This is a genomic window from Myceligenerans indicum (assembly GCF_016742955.1).
Taxonomy (GTDB): Bacteria; Actinomycetota; Actinomycetes; order Actinomycetales; family Cellulomonadaceae; genus Myceligenerans; species Myceligenerans indicum.
This window is the reverse complement of the sequence record NZ_JABBYC010000008.1, coordinates 1-20,493: the sequence shown is the minus strand read 5'-3', so window position 1 is coordinate 20,493 and position 20,493 is coordinate 1. Positions and strand designations below refer to the sequence as shown.

General features: G+C 69.9%; 18 protein-coding genes, 4 tRNA genes and 1 pseudogene. 16 read left to right on the top strand and 7 right to left on the bottom strand.

Translation table 11 applies throughout. The features are described 5' to 3' along the window. A complete protein-coding gene (locus tag HGK34_RS07150; protein WP_244666514.1) occupies positions 1-1,011 on the top strand; it encodes a hypothetical protein in 1,011 nt (336 codons plus the stop codon). A gap of 619 nt (positions 1,012-1,630) precedes the next feature. Here HGK34_RS07150 and HGK34_RS07145 read toward each other — a convergent pair. Further along, positions 1,631-1,966, bottom strand: coding sequence for a hypothetical protein (locus HGK34_RS07145; protein WP_201845894.1), 336 nt, complete (start codon positions 1,964-1,966; stop codon positions 1,631-1,633). Positions 1,967-2,211: 245 nt separating this feature from the next. Here HGK34_RS07145 and HGK34_RS23495 point away from each other — a divergent pair, with 245 nt between their 5' ends. Beyond that, entirely contained in the window at positions 2,212-2,934 is a 723-nt protein-coding gene (locus HGK34_RS23495; protein ID WP_201845893.1) for a GntR family transcriptional regulator, read from the top strand. A gap of 67 nt (positions 2,935-3,001) precedes the next feature. Here the strand turns inward: HGK34_RS23495 and HGK34_RS07135 are convergent, their stop codons facing one another. Together HGK34_RS07135 and HGK34_RS07130 are read right to left on the bottom strand one after the other, a co-directional pair. Further along, the gene (locus HGK34_RS07135; protein ID WP_201845892.1) at positions 3,002-4,036 is read right to left on the bottom strand and encodes a pirin family protein; all 1,035 of its coding nucleotides are present in this window, start codon (positions 4,034-4,036) and stop codon (positions 3,002-3,004) included. A 189-nt stretch (positions 4,037-4,225) separates the two neighbouring features. Further along, positions 4,226-4,296 (bottom strand) — tRNA-Gly (locus tag HGK34_RS07130). 157 nt (positions 4,297-4,453) lie between these two features. On the opposite strand from HGK34_RS07130, the gene HGK34_RS22570 reads away from it, so the two are divergent. The 4 genes from HGK34_RS22570 to HGK34_RS07110 all read left to right on the top strand — a co-directional run bounded on the left by HGK34_RS22570 (position 4,454) and on the right by HGK34_RS07110 (position 7,742). Then, positions 4,454-4,891 carry a TM2 domain-containing protein gene (locus HGK34_RS22570; RefSeq protein WP_201845891.1) on the top strand — a complete coding sequence of 146 codons (438 nt, stop codon included), beginning with the start codon at positions 4,454-4,456 and terminating at the stop codon, positions 4,889-4,891. 184 nt (positions 4,892-5,075) lie between these two features. Further along, a complete protein-coding gene (gene dcd / locus HGK34_RS07120; protein WP_201845890.1) occupies positions 5,076-5,651 on the top strand; it encodes a dCTP deaminase in 576 nt (191 codons plus the stop codon). 46 nt (positions 5,652-5,697) lie between these two features. Further along, a complete protein-coding gene (locus HGK34_RS07115; RefSeq protein ID WP_201845889.1) occupies positions 5,698-6,816 on the top strand; it encodes a hypothetical protein in 1,119 nt (372 codons plus the stop codon). Positions 6,817-6,881: 65 nt separating this feature from the next. After that, entirely contained in the window at positions 6,882-7,742 is an 861-nt protein-coding gene (locus HGK34_RS07110) for an EamA family transporter (RefSeq protein WP_201845888.1), read from the top strand. 41 nt (positions 7,743-7,783) lie between these two features. On the opposite strand, the gene HGK34_RS07105 is transcribed toward HGK34_RS07110, so the two are convergent. Then, positions 7,784-8,386, bottom strand: a complete 603-nt coding sequence (locus HGK34_RS07105; RefSeq protein ID WP_201845887.1) for a bacterial proteasome activator family protein — start codon at positions 8,384-8,386, stop codon at positions 7,784-7,786. A 117-nt stretch (positions 8,387-8,503) separates the two neighbouring features. Further along, positions 8,504-9,511 carry an NAD(P)H-quinone oxidoreductase gene (locus tag HGK34_RS07100; RefSeq protein ID WP_207193276.1) on the bottom strand — a complete coding sequence of 336 codons (1,008 nt, stop codon included), beginning with the start codon at positions 9,509-9,511 and terminating at the stop codon, positions 8,504-8,506. A gap of 128 nt (positions 9,512-9,639) precedes the next feature. Between HGK34_RS07100 and HGK34_RS07095 the strand changes: the two genes are divergently transcribed. The 5 genes from HGK34_RS07095 to HGK34_RS07075 all read left to right on the top strand — a co-directional run bounded on the left by HGK34_RS07095 (position 9,640) and on the right by HGK34_RS07075 (position 15,561). Further along, a complete protein-coding gene (locus HGK34_RS07095; RefSeq protein ID WP_201845885.1) occupies positions 9,640-13,692 on the top strand; it encodes a HAMP domain-containing sensor histidine kinase in 4,053 nt (1,350 codons plus the stop codon). 37 nt (positions 13,693-13,729) lie between these two features. After that, positions 13,730-14,179 (top strand): roadblock/LC7 domain-containing protein, encoded by a 450-nt coding sequence (locus HGK34_RS07090; RefSeq protein ID WP_123812895.1) that lies wholly within the window; start codon positions 13,730-13,732, stop codon positions 14,177-14,179. Positions 14,180-14,189: 10 nt separating this feature from the next. Beyond that, complete coding sequence (locus HGK34_RS07085) at positions 14,190-14,600, top strand: DUF742 domain-containing protein (protein ID WP_201845884.1); 411 nt, start codon at positions 14,190-14,192, stop codon at positions 14,598-14,600. 154 nt (positions 14,601-14,754) lie between these two features. Then, the gene (locus HGK34_RS07080) at positions 14,755-15,378 is read left to right on the top strand and encodes a GTP-binding protein (RefSeq protein WP_372433083.1); all 624 of its coding nucleotides are present in this window, start codon (positions 14,755-14,757) and stop codon (positions 15,376-15,378) included. A gap of 98 nt (positions 15,379-15,476) precedes the next feature. Beyond that, positions 15,477-15,561, top strand: a tRNA-Ser gene (locus HGK34_RS07075). Positions 15,562-15,658: 97 nt separating this feature from the next. On the opposite strand, the gene HGK34_RS07070 is transcribed toward HGK34_RS07075, so the two are convergent. Next, complete coding sequence (locus HGK34_RS07070) at positions 15,659-17,362, bottom strand: GMC oxidoreductase (RefSeq protein ID WP_201845883.1); 1,704 nt, start codon at positions 17,360-17,362, stop codon at positions 15,659-15,661. A gap of 146 nt (positions 17,363-17,508) precedes the next feature. Between HGK34_RS07070 and HGK34_RS07065 the strand changes: the two genes are divergently transcribed. Continuing rightward, positions 17,509-17,597, top strand: a tRNA-Ser gene (locus HGK34_RS07065). Positions 17,598-17,802: 205 nt separating this feature from the next. Next, positions 17,803-17,875, top strand: a tRNA-Arg gene (locus tag HGK34_RS07060). 117 nt (positions 17,876-17,992) lie between these two features. On the opposite strand, the gene HGK34_RS07055 is transcribed toward HGK34_RS07060, so the two are convergent. Then, positions 17,993-18,274: a hypothetical protein gene (locus tag HGK34_RS07055; protein ID WP_201845882.1), complete on the bottom strand. Its 282-nt coding sequence runs from the start codon at positions 18,272-18,274 to the stop codon at positions 17,993-17,995. A gap of 139 nt (positions 18,275-18,413) precedes the next feature. On the opposite strand from HGK34_RS07055, the gene HGK34_RS07050 reads away from it, so the two are divergent. The 3 genes and pseudogenes from HGK34_RS07050 to HGK34_RS07040 all read left to right on the top strand — a co-directional run bounded on the left by HGK34_RS07050 (position 18,414) and on the right by HGK34_RS07040 (position 20,370). Beyond that, complete coding sequence (locus HGK34_RS07050; protein ID WP_201845976.1) at positions 18,414-18,848, top strand: GntR family transcriptional regulator; 435 nt, start codon at positions 18,414-18,416, stop codon at positions 18,846-18,848. A gap of 22 nt (positions 18,849-18,870) precedes the next feature. Continuing rightward, positions 18,871-19,155, top strand: a pseudogene (locus HGK34_RS07045) (YxzC family protein); the annotation flags it as partial. 729 nt (positions 19,156-19,884) lie between these two features. Then, the gene (locus HGK34_RS07040) at positions 19,885-20,370 is read left to right on the top strand and encodes a YfbM family protein (protein WP_201845880.1); all 486 of its coding nucleotides are present in this window, start codon (positions 19,885-19,887) and stop codon (positions 20,368-20,370) included. Positions 20,371-20,493: the final 123 nt, after the last annotated feature.

The following is a 20,493-nucleotide window of genomic DNA, read 5'->3' as shown; positions in this document are numbered from 1 at the left end:
ATGACGCTTCTTGCAGGGATCATCCCCGCAGAACATGCCGCGGGGCACACGCTCGTCCTGCCGTGTCCGGACGGTCCGGTCGCGGTCAGTCCGATGGCGTCGGCCTGGTTCTCCGACGTCACCTGGTTGCGCGAGCCGTCGCGCGCCTCCGGGGCACGCAAGATGACAGGAGCCCGGTTCCGCGGGATCCAGCAGGCCGAGTCGGTCACGCCCGGGGTCATGCGTCTTGGTGAGGAACACATCGCCACGGGCCCGTTCGCGGTGGAGGGGGAGCGGCTCGCCGAGGTCTCCCTGAAGGCGCCGAAGGCCGAGGCGTACGTTCTGGCGCGCAGCGACGGGTTGCGTGACGTGCGCGCTCCGGCGCCGACGTCGTACGACGACAGGGACGGTATCGCGCGGTCGTTCCCCCAGGCGCTGCCGCAGGGCGGGGAACTGCGGGTGATCCAGTGGGCGGTCGCCGCCGCGCGCAAGACGGGTGGGGTGCTGCTCGCCGACGGGCATCGCCTCATGGCCCCGGACCCGACCGGTTCCGTGAACCTCACTCTCTACAGCGCCCACCCGCTCGCGTCCGGCGACATCCTGCCCTTGCTCCGGGCGTTCATCGCCACGGCGGAGGTCGGCGCGGACCAGCCGACGGCGGACGGTTCGCCGCACTACCGGCTCGTGGGTCCCACCGCCTACGACGGATCGATCGTGATCGACGTCGAGCGCGTGGACCGGGTGCCTCGTGCGCTCGCCGAGCTCGACTGGAGGTCCTACGGGCCCTTCGCCTACCGGATGAGCTGGGTCCCCGCAAATCCGTACGAGCTGGACCTGGAGCAGCCGTCGGGCCTCCATGTCATCGCGCGCGCCCGGATGAGGTCGTCGATGGCGCGCCTGGCGGTCACGCTGCAGAGCCGGATCGCGGGCATCGTGGTGGACGACGGCGGGTTCGTGGCAGGCGCGGGCGAGCTCGAGACACGCAACGATCCGCAGGCCGGCACGGGCAGCGGCGGACGCGCCTGGGTCTGACGGCCGCGACGGCTCGATCGCCGGGCGTGGACCGTCCCGGCGAACCCGGGGAGCGGTGGCCGGCGAGGTGTATGCATATGCATTATCCACAGATCTTTTCCACAGGGGTGTGTATATCCGGCGAAGTCGCAGGAAGGCTTGTGGACAGTGTTGTGGACTGACGTGTCGGAAAAAGTGTGCGTCGAGAAAGGCGCTCGACCGGTTGCCGCGGCGCCGAACGGCAACTAGAAACGTGGCTATCGGTTCGGTGAGTGACGGCCTGGTCGGTGCGCTGCAGCAGCACCGCAGGGCCGGGCCGCCGGACGCCGGTCGACCGGAGAACGACAGGCCGCCCCGTACCGCGGTACGGGCTGTGGGTGACGACACAGGCGCCTGAACGGACCCGGAAGACCACCCGCGTCCGACACGCTCTGCACCAGTTACGGCCCGGCGATCCGGGCCGGAGGGGCGTGGACCGGAGCCGTGACGTCGACGCGGCGCCTCTGGTCCCCGGGTAAGTCGGCCAGAGGTACGCGGTGCGCCAGGGCTCCCGGCCTGCCCCGGGAGCCCTGGCGCCTCCCACGATCGACGGCGGCCCCGCAACTGCCCCGCCGGTGGCAGCGCCCGCCCGTGAGCCTCCTCAGCGATCGAGCGTCGTCAGGTGCAACGACACGGGAAGGCTCCACTTCGCCCCGGCCAGCCAGCCGCTCCAGCAACGCCGCGCGACGCCGCAGTCCCGCGCCGGGTGATGGCCGGAGCGCTCCATGAGCTGAAGCCGGCCCGCCAGCCGCTGCGCCGCCGAGGCCTGGGCGACGAGGACGTCGACGGAGATGGTGCCGAGAAGTTCCTCCCCGAGGTCGAGATGGTCGACGCCGGCCCGCACCTCGAGCGCGTGCGTGTCGGTGACATGGGCGATCAGGGCAGTGACGGCGACGAGCTCGGCCGGGCCGGACCTGGCCGGAGCGGGCCGGCTCACCGCGCCCACCTCCGGATGGACTGCTTGTGCGCGCAGTGATCCTCGGCGCGACGGAAGCGGCTGCCCGAGACCCAGGCAGAATTCGTCGAAGTGCCCATTCCAGTCCTTTCGGTACCTCATGTGAGTAGCTCTAGGTGCGTAGTCCACGATGGGTACGATGACTAGAGCCCGCAACTCGAAGGCTGAAAAGTTGCGCATCCGCAACGGCAGATAGTTAGGTGGATCCCGTGTCTAGAGAGGGCCGAGTGACAGCTTCCAGCATTGCCAAGGACCTGCGCGCCGAGATCCGCGCGGGTACGTACAAGCCCGGCGACCGGCTTCCCAGCGAGGCGGCGCTGATGGCGACCTACGGGGTCGCCCGCATGACGGCACGCCACGGCCTGTCGATGCTCAAGGACGAGGGCCTGACGGTCACCCGCCACGGATCGGGCGTCTTCGTGCGCTCCTTCGATCCGATCGTCTTCGACAGCACGGGGTCGGCGTCCGGTGAGGCCACGATCACCCCGGTGATGGACGAGACCGATGCGGGGCTGACCGTCCGGACGCTCGCGGTGACTCCCGAGGAGGACCCGACGGAGGAGGCCCGCAGAGCACTCGGTCTCGATCCGGGCGTCCAGGTGACCACCCGGGAGCGGCTCCACGTCAAGGGGCGCAAGCCGATGCTGCACGGGGTCTCCTACGTTCCCGCGTCCATCGCGGCCGGCACAGCCATCGCCGAGGACGAGATCGGGCCCGGTGGCACGTACGCCCGCCTGAAGGAACTCGGGCACGAACCCGTCAGGTTCCACGAGGACGTCGTCGCACGGATGCCCACCATCGAGGAGATCGAGGCGCTCCGCATCGAGCCCGGCACCGCCGTGCTGCAGGTGATGCGCACCGCGCTGGACGCTGGCGGCGCGCCGGTCGAGTACAGCCGCATCGTCCTCGACGGCGGCGAGTTCATGCTCCGCTACGACTTCGACGCGTGACGCCCGACCGTCACTGCCCGGCAGCCCGGCCGCTCGACACCCCGGCCGCTCGTCGCGGCGGAAGCGGTCAGGCCGGCCGGGTTCGAGGCCTGAGGCGGACATCGGGCAGCACCGGCGCGCGCAGCGGCCCGGACGCGTAGCCGTCCACCTGGCCGAACCGGCGCTCACGGGCGCCGTCACCGTAGGTGGTCGAGCCGTCGGGCCGGTCGGCGATCTGTGCCATCCAGTCGGCGCGGGCACGGGCCACGTCGTCGTGCGTCCGTCCGACGAAGTTCCACCACATGACCACGTCCTCGGTGAACGGTGTGCCGCCGATCAGTACGGCCCGTGCGGGGCGGCCCGCGCCCGCGGCCACCACGAGCCGGCGTCGTCCCGGACCCAGGTATCCGAGTGCTGACGGCCGCACCGGCGTGCCCTCCAGCCGGACGTCCCCGCTGTCCACGATGAGGCCGTGCTCGAACCCCGGATCGATCTCGAGGTGCAGTTCGGCGCCTGGTTCCAGGTCGAGCTGCGCGCCGACGAGCGGTGAGTACGTCGTCGCGGGCGAGACGAGATCCTGCCCGGCCCTGCGCAGGCCCCCCAGGAACACCTGCACCCGGGCGCCGTCGGCGTCCGAGACCGGGAGGTCGCCGTGGTGCTCGAAGTGCGGCGCGACGTCGAGCGCGGTGCCCGGCAGGGCGGTCCACAGCTGGATCCCGTGCAGCGACGGCGGGCGTGCGCCGGAGGGTGACTCCTCGGAGTGGGAGATGCCGGTGCCGGCCGTCATGAGGTTGAGCTCGCCGGGGCGGACCATCTGAAGCGATCCCACCGAGTCGCGGTGCAGGATCTCCCCTGCGAACAACCAGGACACGGTCTGCAGCCCGGTGTGCGGATGCGGCGGGACCTGCATCCCGGCGGTGCCGGACACGTCGTCGGGCCCGTAGTGGTCGCTGAAGCACCAGGCGCCGACGAGAGATCGGGCGCGCTGGGGAATGGTGCGCCGGACCGTCATCGCACGAGGCCCGCCGAGCGGGACCTCGCGTGCCCCGAGAATCTGCACTCCGTCGTCGGCCGTCCCCGACGAACACACCTGCTCAGCCGGCCGGGTCTCCAGGTTGCTCATGCACCGAGAGTACGGCGAGGTGCGGCATCAAGTTCCGGGGGTGCCGCCCTGGGTGCGGCGGCAACGTCCGGGAATCGCGACGCTCGGCCTCGGCCGGGGCCGATCTGGGGCGGCGTCTTCCGTCGTCGTCCGGAAACAGCTCCGCCCCAGGCCGGGACATGTGTCCTGACCTGGGGCGGAGCCTCAGAGAGCGGGTGACGGGAATCGAACCCGCGCTGTCAGCTTGGGAAGCTGAAGTTCTACCATTGAACTACACCCGCATCGTCCCGGTTCAGCCGGGTTTAACCATCCTACGATGGTCCTTCGTGAGGATCCACGCGATCCCCACACCGAACCACTGAACTGGTGCGCGCACCGATCATAACCGACGTCGCCGGAAAGCCGAACCCGACGACACCGCCCGCGACTGGAGACGCCGTGAACAGGCACCATCCGAACGACGAGCCGACAGAGGCCATCGACTACGAGAAGACCGTGCAGGTCCCGGGTGGCCGACCCCTCGACGAGACCATCCCGCTGCCCGGCGGGGAGCGCGTCGAGTCCGGCTACACCCGCCCGCTGCACTTCCCCGGCAGCACCCCACCACCTCCGCAGCACCCCACCTCCGCGACCAGGGGCAAGTCGCGCGTCGTCGCCGGCTTGCTCGGGATCTTCCTCGGCGCCCTGGGCGCACACCGTTTCTACCTGGGGTACCGGGCCCTGGGCTTCGTCATGCTCGCCATCACCGTGATCGGCGCGATCGCCAACTTCGGCTTCATCTCGGCCATCTGGGGTGTGGTCGAAGGGATCCTCTACCTGGCCCTGCGCAAGGGCTACTGGGCGGTCGACGCCAAGCAGCGCCCGCTGCGCGACTGAGAAGAGGCCCGCGATCCTCGCGGACCGGCCGCGCGAGCTGCCCGGACGCCGTCCCGGCAGCTCAAGCGCGAGCTGGTTCGCGAGGATCCGCACTCCCGACCGTCCGCTCCTGACCGTCCACCCCTGACGCGACGGAAGCCGGACCAGAGCTGCCGGGGAGCCGCCGACCGAGTACCGTTTCCGCGTGCTGCTCTCCGACCGTGACATCCGCGCCGAACTCGACGCCGGGCGCGTCTCCCTGGATCCGTACGACGCGGAGATGATCCAGCCGTCGAGCATCGACGTACGCCTCGACAAGTACTTCCGGCTCTTCGACAACCACAAGTACCCGTTCATCGACCCGAGCCAGGATCAGCCCGAGCTCACCCGGCTGGTCGATGTGAAGCCCGACGAGCCGCTCGTCCTCCACCCGGGGGAGTTCGTCCTCGGCTCCACCTTCGAGGCCGTCACCCTCCCCGACGACGTCGCCGCACGCCTGGAGGGAAAGTCCTCCCTGGGACGGCTGGGTCTGCTGACCCACAGCACCGCGGGCTTCATCGACCCAGGGTTCAGCGGCCACGTGACCCTGGAACTCAGCAACGTCGCCACCCTGCCCATCACGCTCTGGCCCGGGATGAAGATCGGCCAGCTGTGCTTCTTCCGCCTCTCCTCACCCGCGGAACACCCGTACGGTTCGGACGTGTACGGATCCCGCTACCAGGGACAACGCGGCCCGACGGCGTCCCGCTCCGCCAGGGCCTTCCACCGCACCGACGTCTGAACCACCCGAGCGTGCCCGTCAGGCGACCGGGCTACGCTCACGCTTCATGACGTACTCGCCCCTACCGCGCAGCGTGGCCCAGGCCCACCAGGCGCGACACCTGCTCGCCGTCCCCGGCGACGTCACCGTGGACGAGATCGAGGTGCTCGCCACCTCCCGGTTCACCGGCACACGATGGGAACTGACGCCCGCCGGGATCCTGCCCGGCAACGTCACCGGCGCGCCGCAGGGCCCCCGTGCCAAGGGCCACGCCCCCGGCATCCTGCGGGTCTCCCGGCATGCCACGCTCACCGGACCGTACGCACCGCAGGGCGACGGGTTCGACCTCGGCCTCCCGCCCGGCACCGCCATGGTGTTCGACGTCGTCTGCCATCGCGAGCGCGGCGAACCACCGTTCAGCATCGGCGACCGGGACGGAATCGGACGCGCCTTCGCCGAGGGCCTCCCGACCCGGGAGGAAGGGAGACTGCTCACCTGGCTCGTCGCCGTCGCCCGGCGGCTCGGCGGTTCGATCAGGGTCGACGTCGGTGGCCTGTGGGCGTCCGGACCGGCGCAGGGCGGACCCGGACCCCGTCCGGGAACCGGCGTCGTGCTCACACCGGACGGAGACGTCGCCGTCGACATGTCCGTCTACTCAAGCGTGTGGCTCGAGCCGGAGGCCGCCTTCGCGACCGTGCGGCCCCTGCACCCGCGCACCCGGCTCGCCACCGAGGGCACGGAATGGGGAGGCCCGCCCGAGGGGATCGCCGACCGGCCCCTCTACCCCGGCGAGGAAATGGACCCGCAGCGGCGCAAGGAACTTCACGCCGCCGCCGAGCGGTACGACATCGCCGCACTTCAAGGGCCGCAGCTCCTGCACGGATACGGGTTGCTGACCGACCTCGGCGTGGACGGCATCGTCGCCGTGGAGGTGGCCGGCGAAGAACACCTCCCGCCCGTGCTGCGCGGACTCCCGTGGACCGCCGACGGAGCCGTGCGCTACCGCGTGCACTGGGAACCGCCGGACCAGGTCGAAGCCAACCGCGAACAGCCGGGCATGGAGCATCGCGTCGCACGCAGACGCGCGGCCGAGCTCGTGGCACGCATCGCCGGCCGGCTCCAGGACGCCGTCGGCGGCGAGATCGCCGACGAGGACGAGTTCCTCCTCGACCCCGCGGACCTGTAGCACCGTCCCGCCGGGCCCGGTGGTCGGCTCCGGCGGCCTCGAGGCGCGGAGGTTACGCTCCGCCAGTGCACGCCAACCCGCTCGAACGCGTTCCCGCCCCCGCGGTCTTCGTCGTCTCGGGCCTGACGCAGTACGCCGGCGCGGCCGTGGCGGTCGGGCTCTTCGCCCGGCTCGGCGCTCCCGAGGTCGGATGGTGGCGCATCGCCTTCGCGGCGGTCGTGCTGGTCCTCTGGCGGCGGCCGTGGCGACGCGCCTGGACACGACAGGACCTGGGCTGGTCGGCGGCATTCGGAGCAGTCCTCGCCGCCATGAACCTCGCCTTCTACATCGCCATCGCCTACCTGCCCCTCGGGACCGCCGTCGCGATCGAGTTCTGCGGCCCCGTCGCGGTCGCCGCCCTGACCGGGCGTGGCTGGCGCTCGCGGGCGGCGATCGCCGGGGCGGCCGCCGGAGTGGTGCTGCTCGCGGGCGTCGCGCTCGACTCCGGGCTGTCCCGCGCGGACGCCGTCGCCGGGCTGCTGGCCATCGCGGGTGCGGCGACCTGCTGGGGGTTCTACATCCTGCTGGGACGGCGGGTCGCGAGGGTCGGCGCGGGTGTGGACGGACTTGCCATCGGGATGTCGGTGGGTTCGCTCTGCTTCGCGCCGTTCTTCCTGAGCAGCGTCCCGGACGTGCTGTCGGACGGCGGCCTCGTGCTGCTCCTCGTGGTCGTCGCCGTGTGTTCCTCGGTGGTGCCGTACGGCCTGGAGCAGGTGGTGCTGCGGCGTGTGCCCCCGGCGACGTTCGCGGTCCTGCTCGCGCTGCTGCCCGCGACGGCGGCGGTGGTCGGCGCGGTGATGTTGCAGCAGTTGCCCGGGACGACGCAGGTGATCGGGCTGCTGTGCGTGTCGGCGGCGATCGCGTTGGCGCCTCCCCGGGCGGACTGACGCGGGACTGTCCGGCGTACCGCCGGATCGCGGCGGACCGGTCAGAGGTACTGTCCGGGGCCGCGTTCGTGGTGGCGCCCGTCCGCCTGCTCCTCGTCCCCGGGAGGGAAGGGGCTCACGTGCGCGCCCGGCGGGAGTGCGCGGCGCATGCCCGTGAGCTGTGCCTGGGCTGCCATCTGCTGGGCCACGAGCGCGGTCTGGATCCCGTGGAACAAGCCCTCCAGCCAGCCCACCAGCTGAGCGTGGGCCACGCGGAGCTCGGCGTCGGACGGCGGGTCCTGTTCGGTGAACGGCAGCGTGATGCGGTGCAGCTCGTCGATGAGGTCGGGTGAGAGGCCGTCCTCGAGCTCCTTGATGGAGCGCTCGTGCACCTCGGCGAGACGGGTGCGGGCGGCGTCGTCGAGCGGTGCGTCGCGGACCTCGTCGAGGAGCCGCTTGATCATGCCGCCGATCCGCATCACCTTCGCCGGTTCCTCGACCTGGCTCACCACGTCCTCGGCGTCGGTGTCCTCCTCCTGCTCGCGGGGGCGCTCCTGCGAGTGGGGGCTGATGGTGCGGCCGTCAGGCGTGACGATCTGGGAATGCTCGTCGTGGGCGGTCGTGCCGGTCTCCGGCGCGGTCGGTGTGTCGTCGGCGTGGCTCATGGTCCCAGTGTTGCGCGTCCGGTCACGACACGGCAGGCGCAACGCGTATCACGATGTGGACAAGTGGTCGTCCACAGGTGATTGCGAGTCTCACTCCGTCGTCGCCCCCGGGCTTGGTCAGGGCACCAGAAGCACTTTGCCGAAGACTTCGCCGGATTCCAGCAGTTCGTGCGCCTGCTGGGCCTCCGCGAGGGGGAGCCGCGCGTGAACGACGGGCCGTACCTGGCCGTCGTCGACCATGGGCCACACGTGGTCGCGCACGGCGGCGACGACGGCGGCCTTCTCCGCCGGGGGGCGTGAGCGGAGGGTGGTCCCGGTGACGGTGGCGCGCTTGGCCATGAGGGTTCCGAGGTCGAGTTCTCCGCGGCGGCCCCGTTGAAGCCCGATGACGACGAGACGCCCGCCGCGGGCGAGGGCGCGCACGTTGTCGTCCAGGTAGGCGGCCCCGACGACGTCGAGGACGACGTCGGCGCCGGAACCTCCGGAAGCGTCGCGAACCAGGGCGACGAAGTCTTGCTCGCGGTAGTCGATCGGGAGGTCAACGCCCAGGTCAGAGCATCGATCTGCACGTTCCCGGCCGCCGGCCGTCGCCGCCACCCGGGCGCCCAGGGCCTTCGAGAGCTGGATGGCGGTGGTGCCCACGCCACCGGATCCTCCGTGAATCAGGACCCATTCCCCGGCGCGGAGCCCGCCGACCGTGACGAGGTTGTCCCACGCCGTGCACACGGCCTCGGGGAGCGCTGCGGCATCGACCAGGTCTACGCTTCGTGGTGCCGGCAGGACCTGTGTCGCACGCACCGTGACCTGGTCCGCGTACCCGCCGCCGTCGAGGAGGGCTACCACGCGGTCTCCCTCCTGCCAGCCCGACACGCCGGTACCGACACGCGTGATCTCACCTGAGATCTCCAGGCCGGGCCAGTCGGGAGCCCCGGCCGGAGGTGGGTAATGTCCGGCTCGTTGCAGCAGGTCAGCATGGTTTACGCCGGCCGCAGCAACGTTGACCAGCACTTCGCCTATCCCGGGAACCGGGTCAGATATGGTCGAAAGGGAGAGTTTCCCTGAGCGCCCGGTTGCGGATATCGTGACGGCTCGCACACCGATGGAGCCTAGCCGGGCGTCGGTCATTTGTACGCACTCCGCGAGAGTGTCGGAGCACGCGCAAGCGAGTTCTTCCACGTCGCGGACAGTGATGGAGAGAGGTACGCATGTTCCGCAGGTTGGGAGTTCGCGGGAAAGTTCTTGCGACCCTTGTTGTGCCTGCCCTCGTCATGATCATCGCGGCGGCGTACATCACCTGGACGTCCATCGAGTCGGCGCTGCGCGCACAGCAGACCGCCGACCTGGTCGCGGCGCTCGAGCAGCAGGACAACGCCGGTACGGCGTTCGCGCAGGAACGTGCGCTGAACATCCTTGCCTCGGCGCCGTGTCTCCCCAGCGAGAATCCGTGTCGGGCGGACCGGTACAAGGGCTTCCTTCTCAAGGGTTTTCCGGAGACGGACGAGAACGGCAAGGTCGTCAAGGAGGACGGCGAGGTCAAGTACGTGCTCCCGTCGGCTCAGGAGCAGACGAACCAGGCCCTGGACGAGCGTGACGCGAAGCTCAGGGCGCTGGACACGAGCTTCCTGGATCCGCGTGTGCAGGCGGCCATCGACCAGACCATCTACGACCGCGGCGAGATCCAGGAGATCCAGCGCAAGGTCCGCGATCGGGTCATTGCCGAGCAGCAGGTCACAGGGCCGTACAACGAGATCATCGATGACTCGGTCGACGTGATGAAGCAGCTCGCGGACACGACGGAGAACCGCGACCTCGGTGAGCGGATCCGGGCGCATCAGCTCATGGACGAGCTGATGCTGACCAACACCTACGAACGCCCGCTGATCGCCAACCTCCTGACGTCTTCCGTCCTGGCGCAGCAGAACGACAAGACGGTGGACCCCACCGTCGTGCGGCGCGCCATCGAGCAGATCACCCTGGGTGACATCCAGGAGGAGGACGCGAACCTCGCCCTCGAGAAGCTTCCCGGCGACCGGCGGGTGCCGCCGATGGACGGCGACTTCGGCACGGTCCGCATCCTGATCCTCCAGGGCCACGAGCAGGACGTGACCGAGCAGGGCTCGCTCGCCAACTCCTTCGAGCGTGAGTCCGCGACCTGGGTCGAGGAAGCTCGCGTCGTCCGGGACGAGATCCGCGAGGACGCGCTCGACCTGGCGCAGTCGCAGGCCCGTGACGCCTTCAACACCGCTCTGATCACCGGTGGTATCGCGATCGGTGCGCTGGCGTTCTCCATCGTCACGGCGCTCGTCATCGCCCGCCGCCTGGTCTCGCCGCTGCGTCGTCTGACCCAGGCAGCCGGTGTGGTCCGTGACCGTCTCCCCACGCTGGTGGAGCAGGTGTCCGTCCCGGGCCAGGGCCCGACGATGGACCTCGACCCGATCAGCGTCGAGTCCGCGGACGAGATCGGCCAGCTGGCCGCGGCGTTCAACGACGTGAACCGCACCACCATCGAGGTCGCGCGAGAACAGGCGGCACTTCGCGGGTCCATCGCGGAGATGTTCGTCAACGTGGCGCGTCGAGACCAGGTGCTGCTGAACCGACAGTTGGCCTTCCTCGACGACCTCGAGCGTTCCGAGGAGGATCCGACCACGCTGTCGAACCTCTTCCGCCTCGACCACCTGGCGACCCGGATGCGCCGCAACGCGGAGTCACTGCTGGTCCTCGCCGGGATCGACTCCGGCCGCCGCGTGCGTCAGCCGATGCCGGTGTCCGACGTGATCCGTACGGCGTCGTCCGAGATCGAGCTGTACGACCGCGTGCGTCTCAACCTCGTCACCGACCCGATGATGCTGGGCCACAACGCGCTGAACGCGGCACATCTGCTGGCGGAGCTGCTGGAGAACGCGACGATGTTCTCCGAGCCGCACACGCCGGTGGAGGTCGCCACCGAGCGCACGGAGGATTTCGTCTCGGTGACGGTCCGGGACCACGGTCTCGGCATGACGCCGGAGGAGATCGCGGAGGCGAACACGAAGGTCGCGAGCCACGCCGCGTCCGACGCGGTCGGTGCTCAGCGCCTCGGCCTGTTCGTGGTCGGACGCCTGGCGGACCGCCTCGGTGCGACCGTCGAGTTCGGCACGGGTGCTGACGGCAACGGCACCGTCGTCACGGTGCGCTTCCCGGCCGTGCTCTTCCTCCCGGACAACTCGATGCCGCTGCCGCAGCCGACCGACCCGCTGGAGGCATCCACGCAGGCCGCCGCGGCACGCGTCGGCGGGTTGCCGGAAGGCTCCTCGGCTCCGACCCCGCCGGTCGCTCCTGCCGCTCCTGGTACGACGTCGTTCCCCGTGCCCGGTGCCGGCGAGCCCGTTCCGAACGGACGGCCGCAGGTGGGCGCCCCGTCGGGTGCGCCGGTCATGCCTGCGGCGAGCGCACTGCCGCCGCAGCCGGAGCCGCCCGCGGCCGTGCCCGTGGACATCGACGCACTCACCGACGGTACGACCGCGCTGGGTATGCCCCGGCGCCGGCAGTCGACGCCCACGTCGGCGATGCAGACCACGCCGACCGGTTCGATCGTCCTTCCGGAGATCCAGACGCCGACCATGCCGGACATCGCGCCGGGCGAGGAGGTCGGCTGGACGCCTCCGCAGGAGGTCGCACGAGGGAACTCGCTGCCGAGCCGCGCACCGGCGAAGAAGCAGGAGGAGCCCGAGGCCCCTCCGGTGTTCGAGGAGACCTCGCCGGCACCGGTGAACGTCGACCAGCGCAGCGCGCTCTTCTCGAGCTTCCGGTCGATGAACACCATCGACGGGGCAGAGCCGCAGTCGCTTCAGCTCGACCCCGTGACACAGGATCCGGCCTCCCTCCCGGGCGGCCCGGACACGGACATCATGCGCTTCCCGGCGGCTTCCGGAGGCATGAGGCCGCCCACGAGCGGGATTCCGCAGCAGCGACCGATGACCTCCTCGCAGCCACAGGTCCGGCCCGGCCACGTGCCGTCGTCGGCCGGGTTCGGTGCGGAGATGCAGGGCGAGGGCGACGACGGGCGCTACGAGGCGCTCCCCGCCTTCGAGGAACTCATGCAGGACCTGCCGAGCCGCCGCACCGTGCGGGACACGAAGCCGGCCGGCAAACGCGGACTCTTCGGCCGCAGGCCCGGACAGCCTGCCACGGGCGAGCTGCGTGCCTACCAGCCGGAGGTCCAGCCGGAATCGCAGCCGACCCTGACGTCGCGCCCGCCTGTGTCGCCGGTCCCGCAGCCCGCTGCGGCTCCGCAGGCCCTTCCGGCCGCGTCTCCCATGACGGCCGAGCCGGCGGGTGCCGATCTCGCGCGGCACGCACAGGCGGCGCCGGCACCGGCACCAGCGGCTCCCGCACCGGCACCAGCGGCTCCCGCACCGGCGGCTCCCGTACGGGAGGAGCCCTACCAGCGCGGCTACCAGGAGGGCTACCAGCGCGCGCTGGAGGAGACCCGGGCTCACACGGTGGTGGACGTGGACACGTCGACCGTGCCGCGCTCCGCGGTTCCGGCTCCGACTCCCGCGACAAGCCCTGTCGACCAGCGCGTCGCGCACGCGGCCGCACGGGTAGGAGGTCCGGCCACCGAGGCCGTGCCCATGCCCCCGGCCGACGCGACGAGGCCTCCGGCCGCATCCGCGATGCCGGCACCGCCCGCCCCGGCACCGGCGGCACCGCTCGCCCCGGCCCGGCCCGTTCCGGGGCCGGCCGCCGAACAGCTCAGCGGCTCCGAGTTCCGTGATCCGTACCCGACCGGCGCGGTGTACGACCCGTCTTCCTACGGTGAGCCGGCCTCGCTCACGCGGCGTACGCCGGGATCCGACAGCGACGGCGCGGACCCCCTGGCCCGCGAGTACGTGAGGGACTCCGTGGAGGCCCGGTCGGAGTGGGTCGCGTCCGCCACCCTGTACGAGGAAATGACGAGCCTCCTCAACCGAGGGGCTTACCAGGAAGATGATGTGAGGACCGAGGGCAGGGACTCCTACCGTCCCGAAACGGTCTCGTCCCCCTTGCAGGGGGCTCCGGCCGGGCTCACGCGCCGTACGCGCGGGGCGTCCGGGACGGGGGCGGATCTTGCCGTGGACAAGCACTCGGCTCGCATCGAACGTGATCCCGAGCAGCTTCGGTCGCGCCTGTCGGCCTTCCAGTCGGCTACTGTGCGCGGACGAGACGAGGCCGTGGACCAGAGCGGGACAGAGCAGGCTCCCGGAAACAAGGACGACGAGGGGGGCTCGACGTGGCCACCCTCGACGATGAATGATGTCCCTGACTCAGCGCCGCAGCCGCGGTGACAAGCGCGTCTGTGGATTCTGACTAGGAGGAACAGAAGTGACCCTCAGCACCGAAGCAACCAATTTCGGGTGGCTGCTCGACAACTTCGTGCGAACCGTTCCGGGTAGCCGCCACACGCTCGTGGTGTCTGCGGACGGTCTGCTCATGGCGATGTCCGATCAGCTCGACCGCACCAGCGGTGACCAGCTGGCCGCCATCGTCTCCGGGATGTCGAGCCTGACCCGTGGCGCGTCGCGCCAGCTCAACGGCGGGAATGTGCGCCAGTCGATCATCGAGATGGACAACGGCTTCCTCTTCCTGATGAACGTGTCCAACGGTTCCGTCCTCGGAGTCGTCGCGGAGGCGACCTGCGACATCGGTCTGATCGGCTACGAGATGGCTCTCATGGTGTCCCGCACCGAGGCCACGCTCACGCCGCAGCTGATCTCGGAGATGCGTGGCAGCCTCCCGGTCGATGGACAGACCCGAGCCGCCAGTCTGGGATGAGGCATAGACGATGACGTACGCACCTTTGGGTTCCCAGGGGTCCGCCGATGTCCATGAGACGTCGACGGTCCGCCCCTATGCGGTCACCGGGGGCCGTGTGCGGTCGGCGATGTCCGACCTGCCACTCGAAGCCCTTGTCGAGGTGATGCCCGGGGCGGTCAATGGTCAGGGCCTACCCCCGGAGAAGCGCGCGATTCTCCAGCACGCCGCGCATACGTACGTGTCGATCGCCGAGCTGTCCGCTCTGCTTCGGCTGCCCCTCGGTGTCGTCCGGATCCTCGTGGCGGACATGCAGGAGGAGGGGCACATCACGGTGCACACCTCGACCCCCGTCAACGTCCACACAGGCCATGGAAGCTCGAACTCGGGCCTGTCGCTCAGTGTCTTGGAGAGTGTTCTGAATGGCATTTCCGCCCTCTAGCAACGGGACCGGCGCGGGCCCGAACTGGGCGCCGGTGTCCGATTCCGCAACGGCCGCCCCGGCCCGGCAGAGCGTGCTCGGCGGGGGTGGGTCCGCCCCTGCGGCACCGTCCGCCGGGGCGCGCCCGCCCCAGCCCGCGCAGCCTGCCCCGCCGGTGGTCCAGCAGCCCCCGTCCGGTCAGTCGGGAGCTGCCGCGCAGCCCACCGGCGAGCGCACCGCGCCGACAGTGGTGAAGATCGTCGTCGCCGGTGGCTTCGCCGTCGGCAAGACGACGTTCATCGGCTCGATCTCCGACGTCGAGCCGCTCAACACCGAGGCCGCCATGACGGAGCACTCGGTGGGCGTCGACGACGCCGGCGGCGTGACCGACCGCAAGACCACCACCACGGTGGCCATGGACTTCGGTCGCGTGGAGCTCCCTGGAAACCTGTGGCTGTACCTCTTCGGTACGCCCGGCCAGGACCGCTTCCTGTTCATGTGGGACGACCTGGTGCGCGGGGCCATCGGCGCGGTCGTTCTGGTGGACACGGACCGTCTGGAGCAGTGCTTCCCGGCGATCGACTACTTCGAGTCGCGCAACATCCCGTTCGTGGTCGGCGTGAACTGCTTCGACGGCGTGGCCAAGCACCGGCTCGAGGACGTGCGCGAAGCGCTGCAGATCCCCGAGCACGTTCCGATGCTGTACACGGACGCCCGCTCCCGCGCGGCGACCAAGCAGACCCTGATCGCCCTCGTGCAGCTCGCCATGCGCCAGCTGCGCGCCGGCAAGCAGGGCTGACTGCGGCCGAACAGGTTCGCCGGCGAGGCACGACGTGCCTCGCCGAACGGCGGGTTGTCCATGGACGGGCGGCCCGCCGTTAGACTTGTGCGGCACCAGGAGGGCTGACAGAGCGGCCTAATGTGACGGTCTTGAAAACCGTTGTGCGGCAACGCACCGGGGGTTCGAATCCCTCGCCCTCCGCTCAGCGTAAGGCCCCGGGGAAGACAGCCCCGGGGCCTTCGTCGTGGGGAATCGGCCACGCCGGCGTGGCCGACGGGCGCCGGTCGGACAGCGGGACTCAGGTGATGTCGATGATCGGCAGGTGGAGTGCGCCCGGTGCAGATGCCGGGACGGCAGGGCGGGCGGGGTGCACCGGGGCCATACGCCGGTAGGCGGTACCGAGCACGGGGCGATCGTCGTCGTCGCCCTTGTTGGGCCAGAGCGCGCAGGCGCGCTCGGCCTGTGCGGCGATCGTGAGGCTGGGGTTCACCCCGACGTTGGCGGTGATGGTGGTGCCGTCCATCACGTGCAGGCCGGGGTGCCCGTACAGGCGTAGGTAAGGATCGACGACGCCGCGTTCGGGGGACGTGCCGATCGCGCAGCCGCCCATGATGTGCGCCGTCATCGGAGCGCCGAAGGGTTCGGTGACGACGCTGCCGGCAACGCCACCCATGCGGTCCGCCATGCGGCGAGCGGTCTCGTGTCCTTCCGGTATCCACGCCGGGTTCGGCCGTTCCGCCGGGCGTCGCGTCGTCAGTCTCCGCCCGAGGAGCCCGCGCCGCAGCTGCGCGTCGAGGGAGTTGTCGTGGTCCTGCATCACCAGGGCGATGACGGCGCGTTCGGACCAGCGGCGGTAGTCGACCAGGACGCGCAGCCACGGGAGATGCCGGAGCAGGACTCCGACCCAGCGCAGGGCTCGCAGCGGCTTGTCGCCGGGGACGAGGGGTGTGACGAGGGCTCCCATGAGGTTCGACCCCTTGCCGTACCGGGTGGGCTCCACGTGTGTGTGCTCGTCGGGGAAGATCGAGGACGAGATCGCGACGCCCCGCGAGTAGTCGACGTCGGAGACCTTCTTGGTGACCGCGCCGAGCAGGGACTCGGAGTTGGTGCGGGTCAGCCGGCCTAGCCGGTCCGAGATGCCCGGGAGGATCCCGTCGGCCTTCATCCGGTGCAGTAGTTCCTGCGTGCCGAGCGTTCCCGCGGCGAAGACCACCTCGCGCGCGGTGAACCGTCGCCGGTCCGTGCGCCGCCGGCCGGTGCGGTGGGCGAGAACCTCGTAGCCGCCGTCCTCAAGCGGCCGGACGACGTGCGCGGTGGTGAGTGGGTGCACCTGCGCACCTGCCTGTTCGGCGAGGTGGAGGTAGTTCTTGACGAGGGTGTTCTTGGCGCCGTGCTGGCAGCCGGTCATGCACTCGCCACACTCCCGGCAGCCGGTGCGCTCCGGCCCGGCGCCGCCGAAGAACGGGTCCGTGAACGTCTGGTCCGGGCTGGGTCGGGATGCCCCGCCGGGACCGAAGTACACGGCGACGTCGGTGGGCCGGAACGTGTCCGCGACGCCCATGTCGTGGGCGACATCGCGGATCAGGCGGTCCGCGGGGGAGTCGCCGTGATAGGTGGTCACGCCGAGCATGCGCGACGCCTGGTCGTAGTAGGGGTCCAGCTCGGCCTTCCAGTCGGTGATGCCGGCCCAGGCGGGGTCCTGGAAGAACGCGTCGCCACGAGGCCTGTAGGACACGTTCGCGTAGACCAGCGACCCTCCGCCGACGCCGTTGCCGGTCAGGCACAGCACGTTGCGCAGCAGGGTGACACGCTGGATCCCGTACCAGCCGAGCCGTGGCGCCCAGAGATAGTCCTTCAGGTGCCAGTTGTTCCGGGCGAACTCGTGGTCCGCAAACCGGCGGCCTGCCTCGAGCACACCCACCGTGTAGCCCTTCTCGGCGAGCCTCAGCGCGGCGACACTGCCGCCGAAGCCCGATCCGATGACCAAGACGTCGTAGTCCATGAGGCGAAGGTACTGGAGTACTGAAGAAAACTTCAATAACACGTCGATCAGGCGGATCTGTCGCGAACCGCACGCCGCTTTGCCGGACGGCGGGTGCGCCAGGTACTCTGGGCTGCGCGCTCGCCGCCCTTCGGGTGGCGCCGTGAGGAGACGTCGCATAGTCAGGCCTAGTGCGCCACCCTGCTAAGGTGGTAACGGTGCAAGCCGTTCGCGGGTTCAAATCCCGCCGTCTCCGCTGGTGAAAGGTGAGGTCGATCCGTTTCGGGTCTCCTCGCCTTCGCTGTTTCCGGGGGTCTTGGATGTCCTGGAACGTGCAGTACGTGGTCGACGAGGTGTCGTCGGTCACGAAGTGGGATTTCGGTTTGGGAACCTGCCCGTGAGGCGGTAGTGTTCTCGTCGTTCGGCCGCGTGAGCGGCCGATGCGGTGGAAGCACCGATAGGCGCCCGTAGCTCAACGGATAGAGCATCTGACTACGGATCAGAAGGTTGGGGGTTCGAATCCCTCCGGGCGCACAGACGGACAAGAGGCTCTGACCAGGCGATAGGCCGGTCAGAGCCTCTTTCTTGTCTGGCCTGCCCATGCCGTGGGTCCGGCACTGCCCCCACGGTCTGCCCCAACTGGCTCTCCGATCATGTGAAGGCGAACCCGGGTTTGACGGGGTCACTCGGCTTGTCGTCAGAGCTGCGCACCACGTGCCAGACCTCTGCGGACGTGAGATCGCTGATGACCTTCGTCAAGTCCTGGACCTGCACGGGACGCCAGCCGCGGGCTCCCAACCGGTTGAGGGCCTCGATCGCGTTCAAGCCCTCCACGGACCCGTCGGCGGCGGGGATGCCGGCCATCCCCTGCACGACCATCGGAGTGCCATCGCTGGCGCCTAGTTGGATCTGCCCGTACTCGAAAGTCGCCATGGTGCACAGCCTTCCAACGGCCACTTGGTGCCGCACGGCAAGCGGTTCCCGCGTTCGGCGCATGGCTGCCAACATCCTTGACCGCCACACGCCGAACGCGAGCCGCTACCTCAGCTCGACGACTTGACGCCCCCGAGGACTGCGTCCATGGCGTCTGCGGCGGACCGCGTCGGTCGAGCCGCCGGCCGACGTCGCAGAGCTGCTGAACCAGGACGGGGCAAAGGTGGCGACTCGCGCGCGCACGTACCTGCTCGACGGCAAGCAGGTCCTGGCGGCGACGTCGTATCTCCCGGCGGACCTGGTAGCCGGCACCCGCATCCTCGACGAGGACACGGGGCCGGGCGGCATCTACGCGCGGCTCGCTGACCTCGGGCATGGTCCAGCGCACTTCCGCGAGGACATCGTGTCCCGCATGCCCACGAAGGCCGAGGCGGAGCGGCTCCAGGTGGCGCCCGGGACGCCTGTCTTCGTCGTCACCCGCACCGCCGTCACCGAGGCGGGCGACCCGGTGGAGGTCAACGTGATGACGCTCGACGCCGGGTCGTACGTGCTCCGGTACGACTTCGACGCGTAGGGCGCACTCTCCGTGCGCTTCTTGCCTGTACGGTCTGGGCGTGGATGCCAGCGGCCAGCCGACTCTTGATGAGATCGAAGATTGCTTCGTTGAGGTTGTCGCGGGTCGGCTGTCCCGGGACGAGGCTGACCGCTGGGCGGCGAGGTGGGTGTCGGAGGATGGGATCGTCTGGGACAGCCTGTCCTGGTGGGCGCTGGACCTCCTCTGCGGAATCGATCTTCCTGCGGGCGAGAGCGGCTGTTACCTGCACGACGACGAACAGGTGCGGACGTGGCTCGCTGAGCTGAGGAAACGCCGAGCCCTGTAAGCGCTCGCAGCGCCGTCGCTCTCCGCGATGTCGTGAAGAGGGCGAACGTTGCCTGATGCGGCTACGCCTTGTGCCTGCCCCCATGCACTGCCCCAACCTGGGCGCACGCGAACGGACGGCACCGGACTCCATCGGACGGAGGCAAGCCGTCCCAGATGCCTCTTTAAAGAGGCTGGCGCATCTACGGATCAGAAGGTTGGGGGTTCGATCCCTCCGGGCGCACAGACGGACAAGAGGCTCTGGTCAGCGGAAGCGCTGACCAGAGCCTTTTTCGCGTTCTGGCCAGGATGTCGTGGGTGGGGCTCTGTCCCGGGTTAGCGGCAGAAATGTGTGTCTGCCTCGGGCGTGTCGCTCATGCTCGTCCGGCCCAGCCCTTGCGGGCCCAGGAAACCTGATGCGACGTACCTCCACCTTCGCCTGGAGTGCGTCGTACCCGAGGCCGCGCCACCGACCACCGGCCGCCGTGCGCTCTCTCCTGTGCGCGCTGGTGACGACGAAGCGTCTCGACGCACGACGCCGGAAACGGGACCGTGCGCCGGCTACGCCCCGACTTCGGCAGGCCGTTCACGCCACCCACTCCGTGCTGAGGCGGGGACCCGGTGGAGGCCAACGTCATGACGCTCGACGCCGGGTGTGCGTGCTCCGGTACGCCCTCGACGCGTAGGCCGCTCTCTCCATGCTCTTCCGGGCCGGCCGGACTGACCCTCTTTGGTCTGCATCGTTGCCTCGATGAGCATGATCGGCGAGTATGTTCGTCTCGCGCCGGGCGACCTTGAGAAGGCACTGTCGGATCCCGAGTGGGCCTGGGAACTCGTCGACGAGTTGCTCGAAGCCGATGAAGGTGATCCGCGCCTGTTCGACGTCGACAAGGCGTGGCACGGTCTTGCTCTGGTCCTTGATCGTGCCGGGCTGCCGAGCGGCATCATCTTCGGTGACGGTGCGGTCCCGGGCGCCGACGACTGGGGCTATGGCCCGCCGTCCTCCCTGGGTGTGGCCCGAGTGGGGGAGCTGGCCGCCGCGCTCGACGAGATCAGCCCGATCGAGACGGTCAGGGCCGTACCTGGTTCCGTTCTCGCTGCCGAGGGAATCTACCCCAAGGAGCTCTGGGAGGAACCGACGTGGGCGGAGTATCTGATCGGCCACCTCGAAGGACTGAAGGCGTTCTTCCGCGAGGCGACCGATTCCGGCATGGGGATGCTCGTCTGGCTTGACTAGGGCCTGTCCTGCGAATGGGCAGGTCACAGGGCCGGTAATGTCAGGGTTGTGGGTGTTGGACGCGGTGAGTTGACCGATGCGGCTTGGGCGCGGATCGAGCCGTTGTTGCCCTCGGCGGAGGGT